Origin of the sequence: Nostoc sp. JL31, assembly GCF_017114965.1 — a bacterium.
Classification (GTDB): Bacteria; Cyanobacteriota; Cyanobacteriia; order Cyanobacteriales; family Nostocaceae; genus Nostoc; species Nostoc punctiforme_A.
The window spans coordinates 42,189-56,802 of sequence record NZ_JABXKO010000098.1 but is presented as its reverse complement, the minus strand read 5'-3'; the positions used below and the strand labels follow the sequence as shown (position 1 = coordinate 56,802).

At 41.7% G+C, this 14,614-nt stretch carries 9 protein-coding genes and 1 tRNA gene; 3 read left to right on the top strand and 7 right to left on the bottom strand.

The window, feature by feature from the left end; translation table 11 throughout:
• The first annotated feature begins 47 nt into the window (after positions 1–47).
• Complete coding sequence (locus tag HWQ43_RS23915) at positions 48–1,094, top strand: ABC transporter permease (protein ID WP_292738462.1); 1,047 nt, start codon at positions 48–50, stop codon at positions 1,092–1,094.
• Positions 1,095–1,356: 262 nt separating this feature from the next.
• On the opposite strand, the gene HWQ43_RS23910 is transcribed toward HWQ43_RS23915, so the two are convergent.
• From HWQ43_RS23910 to HWQ43_RS23900, 3 genes are all read right to left on the bottom strand, one after another.
• A tRNA-Gly gene (locus HWQ43_RS23910) sits at positions 1,357–1,427 on the bottom strand.
• A 50-nt stretch (positions 1,428–1,477) separates the two neighbouring features.
• Entirely contained in the window at positions 1,478–2,566 is a 1,089-nt protein-coding gene (locus tag HWQ43_RS23905) for a hypothetical protein (protein WP_292738461.1), read from the bottom strand.
• 68 nt (positions 2,567–2,634) lie between these two features.
• The gene (locus HWQ43_RS23900; protein WP_292738460.1) at positions 2,635–6,186 is read right to left on the bottom strand and encodes a response regulator; all 3,552 of its coding nucleotides are present in this window, start codon (positions 6,184–6,186) and stop codon (positions 2,635–2,637) included.
• A gap of 1,033 nt (positions 6,187–7,219) precedes the next feature.
• Between HWQ43_RS23900 and HWQ43_RS23895 the strand changes: the two genes are divergently transcribed.
• Together HWQ43_RS23895 and HWQ43_RS23890 are read left to right on the top strand one after the other, a co-directional pair.
• Complete coding sequence (locus HWQ43_RS23895) at positions 7,220–7,855, top strand: GNAT family N-acetyltransferase (RefSeq protein WP_292738459.1); 636 nt, start codon at positions 7,220–7,222, stop codon at positions 7,853–7,855.
• 895 nt (positions 7,856–8,750) lie between these two features.
• Positions 8,751–9,305 (top strand): hypothetical protein, encoded by a 555-nt coding sequence (locus HWQ43_RS23890; protein WP_292738458.1) that lies wholly within the window; start codon positions 8,751–8,753, stop codon positions 9,303–9,305.
• Positions 9,306–9,313: 8 nt separating this feature from the next.
• On the opposite strand, the gene HWQ43_RS23885 is transcribed toward HWQ43_RS23890, so the two are convergent.
• The 4 genes from HWQ43_RS23885 to HWQ43_RS23870 form a co-directional block, all read right to left on the bottom strand.
• Positions 9,314–10,462: a histidinol-phosphate transaminase gene (locus tag HWQ43_RS23885; protein ID WP_292738562.1), complete on the bottom strand. Its 1,149-nt coding sequence runs from the start codon at positions 10,460–10,462 to the stop codon at positions 9,314–9,316.
• 105 nt (positions 10,463–10,567) lie between these two features.
• On the bottom strand, positions 10,568–11,203 hold the full coding sequence (locus HWQ43_RS23880) for a YqiA/YcfP family alpha/beta fold hydrolase (protein ID WP_292738561.1): 636 nt from the start codon (positions 11,201–11,203) through the stop codon (positions 10,568–10,570).
• A gap of 112 nt (positions 11,204–11,315) precedes the next feature.
• Positions 11,316–12,692: a glutathione-disulfide reductase gene (gene gor, locus HWQ43_RS23875; RefSeq protein ID WP_292738457.1), complete on the bottom strand. Its 1,377-nt coding sequence runs from the start codon at positions 12,690–12,692 to the stop codon at positions 11,316–11,318.
• 332 nt (positions 12,693–13,024) lie between these two features.
• Entirely contained in the window at positions 13,025–14,206 is a 1,182-nt protein-coding gene (locus tag HWQ43_RS23870) for a FecR family protein (protein ID WP_292738456.1), read from the bottom strand.
• Between the last annotated feature and the right edge of the window lie 408 nt (positions 14,207–14,614).

Genomic DNA, 14,614 nt, shown 5'->3' with positions numbered 1-14,614 from the left:
GACAAATGACGAAGGACAAAATATAAATGACAAAGGACAAAATATAAATGACATCTACGAAAATTTCCTTGGAGACAGGTCGGGATTGGCTAATCGGGCTAGTCACGAGCGAAACTTTTGTTTATGTGGCAAAGCGGCTATTGCAGGCACTGCTAACTTTGTTGTTGGCGTCAGCGTTGTCATTTTTCATCATTCAACTCGCTCCCGGTGATTATGTAGATACGCTGCGGCAAAATCCGAAAATATCTCCAGAAAGAATTGAGGAAATCAAACGGCAGTTTGGTCTGGATAAGTCTTGGCCAGAGCAATTTGGGCTGTGGCTATGGCGAATCTTGACCAAAGGGGATTTTGGCACGAGTTTTATTTATCAACGTTCAGTGGCATCGCTGTTGTGGGAACGAGTACCAGCGACTTTGCTATTAGCGATCGCATCTTTAATTGTCACATGGGCGATCGCCATCCCTCTAGGGATCTTTGCCGCTGTCAAACAAAATAAGCCAGCAGACCGGATTTTACAGGTGATTAGTTACGCAGGACAAGGCTTTCCGAGTTTCATCACTGCTTTAGCGCTGCTGGTTTTAGCCCAAATCACCTCACCATTTTTCCCAGTGGGTAGTATGACTAGCATTAACCACTCAGAACTGTCGTGGTTTGGCAGAATCTTAGATATCGGCTGGCACATGATTTTACCAACGATCGCACTCTCAATTACTAGTTTTGCTGGTTTGCAACGCATCACTCGAGGCGAATTATTGGATGTTCTGCGTCAAGACTACATCCAAACAGCTCGTGCCAAAGGTTTGCCAGAAAACCGTGTCATCTACGTTCATGCACTCCGCAACGCCATAAATCCCTTAATTACGTTATTGGGTTTTGAATTAGCTGGTTTATTAAATGGTGCTTTCATAGCCGAATTTTTCTTTAACTGGCCTGGTTTAGGGAGATTGGCTTTACAGGCTTTACAAGCTCAAGATTTATATTTATTAATGGCAAGCTTGATAATGGGCGCAGTACTGCTGATTGTTGGCAATTTAATCGCCGATTTGATGCTCAAAGCAGCCGATCCACGCATTCGCCTAGAAAATCTCAATTAGCAGCAATTCTAAATTCAAAGAATCAAAACTTATTGGGATATTTCCAGGGTACTGCCAACTATCAAACAACAAATAGCTAAATAGCCAGGATGCGGATGTCATTGAAGAAAGTCTTCCTGATTCCTCATCCCGTCTTGAATTTGCCTACTTTCAGTGTCAGGCTAATTCTGCACACTGCAAAATCTAGAATTGCTGTTTAATTAGTTATTTTACCAAGATTCAGACTGATTTCTTGCTCTCACATATTTGAGAGTTTTTTCTAAGCGGGCGGCGGGAATCGAACCCGCATTAATAGCTTGGAAGGCTATAGTTTTACCACTAAACTACGCCCGCAAATTTCCAACTCTATCAATATAACACAGCTTCTGCCAAAATTCAAGTATTTACTTGGAATTGGCGGATTGGATTGTAATCCTGACATACAGATTGCTTAATTCTGGTTTTGTGCCATTGTTATTGTGGGCAGCAAGAAAGTTTTCTGTTTTGAAAACTTCATTGAGGGCTTGCTCGTATATGCTTTTTTCACTTTGCAGTGCTACTGGTTCTATTTCTAGAACTACGGCTTGTTTAAAATTACCATTGTTATCAATTATTAAGCTAGCCAAGAGTTGTGCTGGCTCAAGTCCCGAATTGTGGACAAGAAAACTTGGGTCTAATTGTTTTGTGTTGCTTCCTTTGTATAAAGCGATAACGTCGGGTAAAGCATCTTGTCGGAATCCTTTTGATTGTATCAAGCTAATCACTTCATCTCTAGATAAGGGAGCTACTATTGCTACCGATGCTCCTCCGGTAGGAATTGGCGGAGTTTCTCTAGTTGAAGTTGGTGGAGTTTCTCTATTTTCAGGTTCTGAAACTGGTCGATTTGATGGAATACCTGTTGGTAGTTGCGTTCCCTTTCCCAGTTTAATTTCTTGACGACGGTTCCAAGGTAAATTACCGACTGAAACTGTAGGTGTCGGTGTGGCTTTAGGTATCGGTGCGGGTGTGACTTTAGGTGTAGGTGCTGGCGTGGTTTTAGGTGTAGGTGCTGGCGTGGGGACTATCTGCTGTCTAGAAGGTTCGCTATTAGGTTGAGAGGCGTAAATTCGGCTCTTTTTCTGGAAATTCTTAGGGGTATTTATTGCGCCAAAATCCTGATTTATAGGCGTAGTTGGTGCTGTTTGTGATGAACGTGCTGGTACAGACTTTTGAGTTGAGGATAGTGGTTTTGACGAAACTATTTTGGCTGTTGATTTTGATTTGATTATTGATTTTGTTTTAGGAGCAATTTCTATCAATTCGATGGGAACAGCAGATTGATTTTGCTGGGGAAACCACAGACTAAATGCATTAGATGAGCGCATCAACCAGAACACCAGCAAGTGCAGAGAGACTGAACTGACAACGACAAAAATCCACAAACCTGGTGGATCGGTGTGTCGTCTCCAGACCTTGGCTGGAATTGGAGTTTTATCTGCAACCGATGGTGTCATATTATATAAACTGGATATGATTAGGCACTGTTACTCATTGGTAATGCTTTAAAATACCAGTCTAAATTTTAGCGATTAACCATTACCTCTGGTGAAACAGCGAAAGTCAAAACTGTTTCATCTACTCCTTTAAGTTCTAGCGGACTACCTTTAGTAATTTCTCCTTCCTGTAAATAATCTGCTACGGCAGCAGAAACCAGGATTGTACCGGGAAGTGCAGCAGCTTGCAACCTGGCAGCAATATTCACACTTGGGCCAATAGCAGTATAATCCGCACGTTCAGCGCTACCAAACATCCCCACAACAGCAGTCCCTTGGTGGATACCACATCGGAACTGTACGCTAGTAAGTCTGTCACCATCGAATACACCTTGGTCTCGCCAGCGCTGATTCAAGTCAGCCAGTGAGCGGTGCATTGCTCTTGCTGTATTGATGGCACGACGCACTTGTTCATTGGGGGTTAGTTCTTCTGGCGCTCCATATAAAGCTAAAATAGCATCTCCCATAAATTTATCTACAGTGCCGCCATTGCCAAATACAACCTTGGTCATAGCTTCTAAATATTCATTTAGCAATTCTGCGACTCGTCGGGATCTGAGAGTATTTGATAGCTGTGTAAAACCTACGATATCACTAAACAAAACTGTAATTAAGCGTGGTTCTGGGCGCAAATCTAACGTTAAATCTCCGGTTGCGGCTTTTTGCACCAATACAGCCGGTAAAAAGCGCTTTAGCACCGATTCTGTTAAATAAGTATTTAGCTCCACGATTCGCCGTTCATTTTCTTTTAATGCTAAAAGATTGCGAACTTCTGCCAAAAGTTCCCGATCGTTGAATGGTTTTGCTAAATAAGCGTCCGCGCCATGTTCTGTACCTTCAATGCGGGTTTCCTCATCTACTTTCGCTGTCAGGAGAATGATTGGTGTTCCTTTCAACGTCTCCTCATGGCGGATCATCTGAATCATCTCAAGTCCGCTCACTAAGGGCATCATTAAGTCAGTCACAATCAAACTGGGTATAATTTCTTTAGCTTTACTGTGCCCTTCATGACCGTTACGAGCTGTCTGTACATGATAGCCATTGCGGCGGAAAATCTCAGATACATAGGTTCGCAAATCGGGATTGTCATCTACAACTAAAATTGAGTGCTGAGTCTTAAGTGCTGAGTCTTTAGTATCAACACTGGAGGAGAGATTTATTGTAATATCTTCAATATTCTCTGTTGTTGACTCTACTAATTCTAAATCAGCCAATTCTACGCTAGCACGGCTCGTATTCAGTTCGGTAGGCGTTTCTAGTACTTGCTGTGCAGGTAAATGAGCATTCCCAGTCACCAGCCATAAACTAAAGGTAGTGCCTTTACCATAAACTGATTCCACAGTGACTTGACCACCATGTAATTCTACTAATTCTTTAACTAAAGCTAAACCCAAACCACTGCCTTCATAGGAACGGTTTGCTGAACCTTCAGCTTGGCGAAAGCGCTCAAATAGGTGAGGAATTTGTTCTTTAACAATACCAATTCCAGTATCTTGTACTTGCAATATGCAACGATCGCGCTCAGATTTTAGTCTGACACTGATCGTCCCACCTTCAGGAGTAAACTTCATGGCATTTGACAGAAGGTTATAAACCACCTTGTCAAATTTTTCCATGTCCAAGTACACCGTAGAACATTCATCTAGCTGGGTGACGAGATGCAGTCTCTTTTTCTCGCAGTAGGGACGAAAAGATTCCACTATTTGGCTGACAAATTCGACTAAATCGCAGGGATGGAAGCTAGGCTGCATTCTCCCCGCATTCAGGCGTTGTAAATCCAGGAGTTGATTTACCAGTCGCAGGAGGCGGCGGGAGTTACGCAGGGCGATCGCACATTGAGAGTAAGATAATCCCTCACCAGCGGCCACCGCCGACTCTAAAGGCCCTTGAATCAAGGTAATCGGTGTGCGAAACTCATGGGAAATATTTTGGAAAAATTCGGTTTTTTGTTTGTCTAATTCCAGTAGGCGTTCAGCTTGTTGGCGAGTTTTTTGATACAAGTGTGACTGCTGCACGGCGATCGCGGCTTGCGCTGCTACTGCTTTCGCCAAATCGATATCAGATGGCAACCACTGATGCACTTTTTTACCTTCATGCAAAGTAATACTACCAATACATTTGCCATCAGCCAATAATGGCACAAACATTAGCGATCGCGCTGGCATTTTTAAAGGCAAATCAAAACCCCGCACATCCGAGGGAGCATGGCTCACATTACCAATTACCACAGGTTCATGTGTCTGTAGCATTTGTTGGAGGATGGGATTCTCCTGTATAGATGCTTGAGAATAGGGTAATCTCTGGCTTGGTAGATGATTATTGCTACTTGAGCTATTGTCTGGGGTTGGCGATGCCTGCGACGGGCTGTGCCTACTTAAATTTTCTAGATGTTGAAAACTGTCATACAAGGCCACACACTCAACAAACTCATCTTCCTCAGTCCACAAAGACAAGACACAGCCATCGACTTGTAAAGCTTGTCCCAATTGCTGAGTGATCGCCGCAAAGATATCTTGAGGATCTAGGCTAGAGCGAATCGCGCTAGTAATCGTATTAATCAAGCTCTCTCGCTTGGCAAGGGCACGTACTTGTTCGTAAGCATAAGCTTGAGACAAAGCCAAGGCTGCCTGATCCGCTACCATCAAAACTAGCTGCACCTCATCATCCCCCCAGAACCGAGGAACAGAACACTGGTGCAGTGCTAACACTGCCATCAGTTCTTGTTGGCAGATCAATGGCACAACCAAACTAGAACAAATGTTAGCAGCAGCAAAAGCTTGCCCACGCTCACGCAGTTCGGGAGTGTTACCGTGAATGCGCTCATCATCAATCACATCGTGAATCACCTGAACTTCGCGGGTTTCCCACACCGTCTGAGCCAAAAGAGGCAGAGGAGTTGCAGAGGATATAGCGGGCAGAGTGGAAAGACTTACTGCTACTTCCTCTTTGCTCTCCTGCACCTCTGCTTCTTCAGAAACAGGCTTTTGATAAATAAACCCTTTATCCGCCAACTGCTCATCTTGAAAGGAACGTAGCAGACAAACATCCACCTCCAACATGTGACCCACTGTATCTACAATTGCTTGCAAAATTTGTCTGTAGTCTAAAGCACTGCGAATCGTATTGGTAACGGTATTCAGCAGCGATTCTTGACGGAGTGTGCGGGTAAGTTCGCGGGTTCTAGCTTTGAGGACATTGTGGGTATCCAAAGCTTGACGTACCACTGCTTTTAGTTCCTCCGCTTCCCACGGTTTGGTTACATATTTAAATACCTTGCCAGCATTAATTGCTTCCACCAAGTCTTCGACATCGGTGTAGCCAGTTAAAATAATCCGGATAATATCTGGATATTGAGTTGCTGTTAGGCTCAAAAATTCTGTACCGCTCATCATCGGCATCCGCTGATCGGAGATGATCACCGCGATCTCTCCCTCTTGAGCCAGCAGATCGAGGGCCGCAGGGCCAGAGGTTGCCCTTAGCACCTTATAATCACGATAGAAAGTGCGGTAAAGCAAGTCAAGGTTGTCTGGTTCATCATCGACAACCAAAATTTTAGGCTTACTGTTTGCTTGGGATTTCATGCACCGCTTTCCTGCTGCAACGGCAGTCGGATAAAGAATAATCTGATCAGGTAAGAATTTTTCTGAGTCAGGTAAGAGCAGAGCATTTTGACCAATAGGGCTATTTGGCTACATGACTGCTGAGTGTAGGAGCGTTTACTCACAGTAATTCGTCTCAATTGCTTGTGCCGATTACCATTTGCGTTGGTGCAGTGTAATTACTTTCATTGCCAGTTTTAGTGTTACAGAGTCGACGCTTGCTTGCCAAATCTTTTTTCACTTCCTGTGAGCAATGTCTGATAATACATACAGCGCTCATAGCCATCTGAAAAATCCAGATAAAGCTGCATATTAAGTTTTCCCTCCACAGCTGTTGTAATAACACTTGCAGGTAAATTTTATTTATGGTAGTCATGGTAGAGTCAGTGAAATTAGAACAATAAGATTTAAAGCCAAAGTATACTATTAGACAAATACCTCTTTCTAATTTAGCAATCAGAACTATCATTAAGACAAGTGATAGTGGTTGAGGAGTTAGAAATTAGGGTTTAGGAAACCTTACAGATTCTTATCCCAGTACCTGTACAGCCTATTTGGATAACTTGGTAGCAAAGTAGTATAAGTGTAGCGGTAACTGCAAAAAACAAGTTCAGTACTGTAACCAAGGGTGGTTTGAAACCAGAGTTTGCCAATAGTGTACTTACTTAACAATTTTGGAGATGCTGCTTACAGACAAGTTATGCTATTCCTCTGCCCACTCGCTCAAAGCTCTATCACTTTACAGATGTTTTTGTGGCAATCAGTTTGATATTCTGTCCACCTAAAACAAGGTATGCAATGAATATACTGAATTTAAGGTTATAGATTTATGAAGTTGTAACTCCTAATACTCTTTCAAAAATGCAGGTTATAAAACTCAAAACTAAAGTGTAAAAATTTGTTTAATCGACAAGCAAAAGCGAATTAGCAATATTGGTTCAGTTAAATCTCCTGGGCAACTCTTAAGTTCTGATTTAGTTTAAATCTTGTTTTAGGATATTTGAGAAAATTTTTGTTGAATAAAATCAATACTAAACTAGCCTTGAAATATCGGTTTTTTCACCCATACCACCAACAGCCAATCGATCCAGCATCCTGCCAATTCCAAATTCGTACAGCTACACCTGCTGATTTGATTGGTGTTGCCCAAATTATTACTGAAAGCTTTCACTCCCACAAGGGTATATGGGGATGGGCTTTTCCGTTGCTACGTCTGGGTATTTACGAAGACTTAAGGCATCGGATGGCATCACCTGCGCCCCGTCATCTGTGCTTAGTTGCCCTTGAAGCTACTACTGGTGAGGCTAATAACTTAGTAGGAAGTGTGGAAATGGGTGTACGCTACAGTAGTGATTCATGGAGCCAAATTGGTGTAGGTTTTCCTTACTTATCTAATTTAGCGGTTCACCCAAAATACCGTAGACATGGTGTGGCTTCAGGATTACTTACTAGCTGTGAAAAAGTCTCTCGCGAGTGGGGATTTCAAGACTTATATCTCCATGTTTTAGAAAATAACCATCAAGCACGACAGCTTTATTTCAAGCTGGGATATCGAGTGCATAAAGTCGAATCTAATTGGAATACACTTCTTCTAAGACGCTCAAGCCAGATGTTATTGCATAAGCACCTGAGTGCTGATTCCATTCTCTGAGTTTTGTTTTGGCAATTGTCAAGTTTTGTATTCCATTCCAATTAATTCGATAAAATCTGTAACTCATAGCGGTAATCAAACACAAAATAAGCTAAACCACGTATACCTTTATAACCACAATTATTTTGACTCAGAGAAAGCTCAAAACTCAAGCCAGGACTAGATAATATACTCTTATTAAGAACTCTAGGTTTTCAAATTAACGGGGTTTAATTAGAAATTTAGCCAATATTAGCTAAATATCCATATAAATCCGCTTTGATTTCCAGGACTTACTTGATTTAGCAGGCAAGAGCTAACGATAAAGAAGGCTCTTTGAGTTATACTAAGTTTTTTCACGCAATCAAATAGGAGTCTTAATAAATCAAAACTCAAACATGTTTGTTAATTTACGAAGCGAGTAAAAAGCTTTTGATAATTTTTTATCAAAAGAATATTTTATTTTAACTTTTTACGAAAAATGCCCTCTTCGCTATAAACAAATTATCTTTTTGGCAAATATTTTTAATATTAAAAAATGTTAAATTTAGCTTTTGGGATTTATGCTTAACAAATTTTTTAAAGCAATCGATATAGATGAAAATGGACTATAATGGGAACATACGCTAAATCGCGTTGAAATAAATCATTACTTCCTCATAATAACTTTGTAATTCATATATTCATCTTTATAAAAACTTTAAGAAAACACTAGTATAGTTTACAGACAAATCTAGTTATATCTCATAAAATATAATCACTTAATTACTGAAACAACGCCTATATATTGCTATTTTTAGTGAGATTGACTAAAAAGGTCTTGATAATAAAAGAATTCAAAAACTTGATTTGATATAACAGCTAGTTCCGTTTTGAAGTGCATACTACAACAACATTCATTAAAAGTTTAAAAAACATGGATAGCGAACAGCATCGACGCTATCAGACCTCTATGGTATCAACTTATTACCCTGAAACTACTTTCCTTGACTCTGTTGTCATGTCAGACGGAACTGAGCAATCGCAAGGCTCGGATATCCTTACACGTTTGCACAGTGGAGAAGTTTTCATCGTCAATAGTCGTAGGCGAAATGGATTAATACTCTTTAAACGCTACCATGCAGAGTTTGCTGGGCCTGGGGCTGCTGTCGGTGGGGATTATGATTGTGATTGCCAAAGGGCACTGCCCATAGGTAATCTGTCTTTATTAACTCCTGAATCTAATGAAGAACGCCAGAAGGCTTACTTGATTAGGCGACAGTGGATTCGATTGATCAAACAAATTACAGAAAACCCACTGCCTGGGCAGCGAGTCCAGAAAATTCTCGATCAATTTGAACAATACTTTCCACCAGAAATAGTGTCTCTTTTGCCGGATGTTGCCTTTGCTCTTTTAGTGGGTGTGCTGCCACAAACAGTTGGAGTAGTACGCCGTTTGGGCAGTGAGGTGAATAGCAGGTTTAATTACTGAGTAAATTGCTAAGATGACAAATTTGCCAAAGCAGCTTTTACTCGATTAACGGTGCGACCATTCTCCTCTATCGTTCCGACAGTAATTCGCAATCCTCCGCTAATGTGCCGTACAAGAGTGCCGAGTGTTCTAAGTTTCTGGTGGAAAGTTTTTAAAGCAGCATCTTGTGAATTAAAGCTATTTGGTTTAAGACGCAGGTAAATAAAGTTGGCAGCACTTGGGGTAACTTGTAGTTCTGGTTGCTGGGATAAAATTTCGATGAGTTTGGCTCGTTCACTCAGGGTCTGGGGAATTGATTCCAGCAAAAGTGTACGATTTTGTAAACCAACTAATGCTGCTGCTATGGAAAAACTGGGGAGATTATAGGGTAAGCGAACTTTTTCTAAAATGGCGATCGCTTCGGGATGAGCGACGCAATAACCTATACGGAGAGACGCCAATCGGAAAGCTTTAGAAAAAGTGCGTAACATTACCCAATTAGGATGCTGTGCTAATTCACCTACTAGGGTAGTTTGACTGAATTCAAAGTAAGCTTCATCAATTATTACTAAAATATCCTGTGGCAAGCTTCTTAACCACGCCAACTCTGCCTCAGTTAAGCTGTTAGCAGTCGGCGAATTGGGATGTACTACGAAAACTACGCGAATGGAGGGATTTTGAGTTTGTTCGATCGCAGACTGTGCGGCGCTTATGTCAATTTCAAAATTTGTTTCATTTCTCCCCACCGCAACCACAGGAATGCCCAAAGTTTGCGCCAAAATCCCGTACATCGAGAAAGTGGGATTGGCAACGAGAATTGACCCTTCTCCTCCTAGACAGGTGGCGATTAATAAAGAGCGGATTAGTTCATCTGAACCATTACCAACAGAAATATTGGCAGCAGTAAACAAAGATGATGAGAGGGCCGCTGACTGATTAACGTACTCAGTGATCGCATCCTTAAGTGTTTCATGTCCACCATCGGGATAACGATTTGTTTCAATTACTTGCTGATACGTCCACGCCAGCTTCTCTTTTAACTCAGGTGGTAAATCGTAAGGGCTTTCATTTGTATCTAGCCGATCGAACTGTGTGGCGACAGAATCGGCTGTATCGCTACTGGGGTGAGGTTTATAAGCAGTGAATTGGGCTAAATCTGACCGAATGAAGGGAAGCATAGTTTTAGTCATTAGTCATTGGTCATTAGTCATTGGTCATTAGTAACTAACAAAGGACAAATGACTAAGGACATTAGTTATGTGTGAGTCTAATATTTTACAACTTCAAGGTAATTGGCAAAAGAGGCGAATTGACTGCCAAATTTCTTCCATAACATTATTCAAGGCGTGATCGCTGTCGAGTTCAACTAACTCCACCCAAGGACGCGATTGCGCAAAGTCCTGACTAGCTTCTATGGGAATGACTTCATCCTTTTTCCCATGCAAAATCAGCGTGGAGATAGGGCGTTGCAAAAGCTTTTCTTGGTATTGGGCAGCATCTGTAACGAAATCGTAACTTAAGGGAAGTGGGCGCTGCTCCCCATAGTGGTAGACCATGATATATTTTTCCTGTTGCCAACGCTGTACTTCTTCATCCCCTAGCTTAGGCAACCAATGGGATAAAAACCCGAAAGCTGGTGCTAGCAAAACTAAGCGTTGCACTTGCAAACTTTGTTGTGCCAAGTGGGCAGCAGTCAAACCACCCAAACTTGAGCCAATGAGTGTTACTGGTGTAGAATCATTGCTGAATTCTGCGGCCACTTGAGTGAGCTGACGAGTGATTGTCAATTGGGAAAAATCGCCAGCATTGAGATCGGGAATTTTCAGATTTGTTTGAATTTGGGTAAAGCTATCGCCTATATCCTGCGCTTTGGCAGATTTAGGGCTAGAAGCAAATCCGTGAAGATATATGTAGTCCAAAGTTGTCAATAGTTAGGAGTTAAAAATTATTGAGTGTTGATAAATAAAGATTTATCAATTGTTGTGGCTCACTTATAATTCATAACTCAGAACTCCTCACTCCTAAGTTTTATTAGCGCATTGTGACAAATTCCTCTGCGGCTGAGGGATGGACACCCACAGTAGCATCAAAGTCTTTTTTGGTTGCGCCCATCTTGACTGCGATCGCTACACCTTGGATAATCTCAGCGGCACTTTCACCTACCATGTGAGCGCCTAGAACTTTGTCGGTGTTGCCATCAACTACCAACTTCATCATTGTCTTTTCTTGCTTACCAGTTAAACTGTGGTACATGGGGCGAAAGCGAGTGCGAAAAATTTTGACGGCATCACCAAGTTTTTCCCGTGCTTCGGCTTCTGTCCAGCCGACTGTTGCCGCTTCTGGGTTAGAAAATATGGCTGTGGGCACAGTTTCGTGACTGAATTCGCGGCGATTATTCCCAAATTCAGTATCAGCAAAGGCGCGACCTTCGCCAATGGCCACGGGAGTTAAATTGATTCGGTCGGTGACATCGCCAACAGCAAAAATATTCGGTTGACTAGTTTGACTATATTCATTGACTGCGATCGCATTTGTGGTTGGGTATCCAGGCCCTTCGATAGAACTAGCCACAACATCAATCCCAGCGTTTTCTAAACCTAATTCATCTACATTGGGAGTTCGACCGGTCGCTACTAAAAACACATCGGCAATCAGTGGTTCTTGGTCATCCCCTGATAAAGTCAGTTTCAACCTTTCTGGGATACGTTCAATTGCTTTCACCACATTATTCTTAATCAAGCGAATTCCGTGGTTCGTCATACCCTCTTCAATTTCTATGCGGACATCTTCATCAAAACCATTTAAAATCTTTTCACCTCTGGTAATTTGTGTCACCTCAGAACCCAAACCGCGCATAATACAAGCAAATTCCGTGCCGATATAACCAGCGCCAATAATGACGATGTGTTTTGGTTGTTCTTTTAGATGAAAGATTTCGTTAGAGGTAATGCCATGTTCCATCCCTGGTAAATCTGGCTTGACAGGACGCCCACCAACAGCAATTAAAATTTTGTCTGCTGTAATTTTACGTCCATTAACTTCTACAGTGTGGGGATCTACCAATGTGGCGCGACCAGAAATTAGTGCCACTCCAGCTTTTTCTAAGAAGTTGATGTGTAGCTGCGACAGCCGCCGAACTTCCTTATCTATAGATGTAATGAAATATTCCCAATCAAACTCAGCCTTACCTACTTTCCAGCCATAGCCTGAAGCGTCACTGAACAGTTCGGGAAAGTGAGAGCCATAGACCATGAGTTTTTTGGGAACGCAACCGCGAATCACACAAGTGCCACCAACTAAATCATATTCAGCGATCGCCACTTTTGCGCCGTAGCTAGCCGCTCGTTTGGAAGCCGCCAAACCTCCAGAACCCGCACCAATTACAAACAGGTCGTAATCAAAAGTCATAAGTTTATGTTCTCTTTAGCAACAAGTGAGTTCCTGGGAACTTACACACAGAACGTGATTGAACTATATAAGGATATCCGGTGAATGCTGTGTAAGTCCTGTCCTTGATTTAATCTAGCGTTAGCAGATGCTATCTGGTCGTAGGGAATATCACTTTTTGCTTTGGTGGCAGTAAAGGCAGTAGTTAACAGTTGTATAGTTCTGCCCCTAATCAAGCATAAGTCTGTGCTACTGCATTGAAGCAGCTAAGTTCCACAGGAATTACGCAAAATTATGACAAAACGTACTGCCTTCGGCGTTTGCATAGCATTTTTTACCCCCATTAGCAATTTTTATGTACTTGGAGAGTCAGTTGGGGTTACAGGTGTTGGAGTTACTGGAGTTACAGGTGTTGGAGTTACTGGAGTTACGGGTGTTGGAGTTACTGGAGTTACGGGTGTTGGATCTGTTGAGGTTACAGGTGTTGGAGTTACTGGAGTTACGGGTGTTGGAGTTACTGGAGTTACGGGTGTTGGATCTGTTGAGGTTACAGGTGTTGGAGTTACTGGAGTTACGGGTGTTGGATCTGTTGGGGCGTTGAGTAATTTCTCAGTTGTAGTTGAGGTGTTGGGTAATTTCTCAGTTGTAGTTGAGGTGTTGGGTAATTTCTCAGTTGTAGTTGAGGTGTTGGGTAATTTCTCAGTTGTAGTTGAGGTGTTGGGTGATTTCTCAGTTGCAGTTGAGGTGTTGGGTGATTTCTCAGTTTGGCCAACTGGTGGAGTTAACTGCACAAAAGAGGGGTTTTCAATTACTCCCTCGCCTTTTATAGGTGGCTGTGCTTTCAAAGCCGCAGTAGTTTCGGCTTGAACACTGGTGATTGCAGGATCGGGTGTAGGCACAGGACTCTGCCTGTTCAAATCAAGTTCCCGAACCATCTGGCTCGTTTCATAAAAATTTCTGAGATCAAAATCATATAACCTCTGAAATTCGCCTTTAACTATAATCACCATTTGCCCTGCTTCCAACACCTGAGTTTGAGAAGCTTTCTTGTTAGAAACTTCAATACCGCTATTTGTCAGCGCACCCACAATCGTAGTGTCTGTTTGTTGGTCGTAGCGTACAAATAATGCTGAACCACGAATTGCTGCTGCTGCATTTGGTGTTTGTATACGTGTTTGCCCCTTTCCTGGTGGGATGAGCAACAACACAGTCCCGTTTGTCAGTTTAAAGTCACGAGTCTTCGGCAAAAATTGAAATAACGCCTGTTCTCCAACTCGTGCCAAAGAGCCATCATTAAAACGCAAATCTGCTAGAGAAGCTCGGCCAGTTGACAGCCCGTCACCAGGAGTCATTGCATCTAATTTGCGCGCAGCACGTTGCTTCAATTTATCTTTGGGTATTAGTTGTACGATGTTGCGGAGGTTCTGAATCTCTGCTCGCGTTAGAGGAGTTATAGCACTTACCCGATTTTGCAAAGGCAGTACTATAAGTCCCCATAAACCAATCACCAATAATGGAAACGATTTATAAAACATAGTTTGAGAAATTTTGACCTTCAACTAATATCATAAAAATTAAAGTTTAAGCTAATGCTAATTGTTGTAAGAGTTGTTTAGGTAAATTAGTTTAAATTTTAATTTAGATTTAATGCATCAAATAGATAATAAATGAAATATATGTATTTAATTGATTTAAGTTTTTCTTATGAAACTGAAATTGTATGTAATCAAGTCTGTAGGAAATTGGGAAGTTAGTATTTGATATAAAAAAATAAACGAGAAGTACCTTACATATAATCCTTTATAATCACTTCAGGCAGAGAGTCATTAATTATGGGGGACAATAACTTGCTAAGATTTGTTGTGAAATTATCCACTGGCTGTATTTCACTAAAATTTAAGCAGGAATTTTATCGGAGCATCTCAGTTTTACAAAAAAAATCT

What these genes read in the sequence shown, in the direction of transcription:
- HWQ43_RS23870 (WP_292738456.1), bottom strand. Translation starts at nt 14,206, where the DNA reads ATGTTTTATAAATCGTTTCCATTATTGGTGATTGGTTTATGGGGACTT.
- HWQ43_RS23900 (WP_292738460.1), bottom strand. Translation starts at nt 6,186, where the DNA reads ATGAAATCCCAAGCAAACAGTAAGCCTAAAATTTTGGTTGTCGATGAT.
- HWQ43_RS23915 (WP_292738462.1), top strand. Translation starts at nt 48, where the DNA reads ATGACATCTACGAAAATTTCCTTGGAGACAGGTCGGGATTGGCTAATC.
- HWQ43_RS23885 (WP_292738562.1), bottom strand. Translation starts at nt 10,462, where the DNA reads ATGCTTCCCTTCATTCGGTCAGATTTAGCCCAATTCACTGCTTATAAA.
- gor (WP_292738457.1), bottom strand. Translation starts at nt 12,692, where the DNA reads ATGACTTTTGATTACGACCTGTTTGTAATTGGTGCGGGTTCTGGAGGT.
- HWQ43_RS23905 (WP_292738461.1), bottom strand. Translation starts at nt 2,566, where the DNA reads ATGACACCATCGGTTGCAGATAAAACTCCAATTCCAGCCAAGGTCTGG.
- HWQ43_RS23890 (WP_292738458.1), top strand. Translation starts at nt 8,751, where the DNA reads ATGGATAGCGAACAGCATCGACGCTATCAGACCTCTATGGTATCAACT.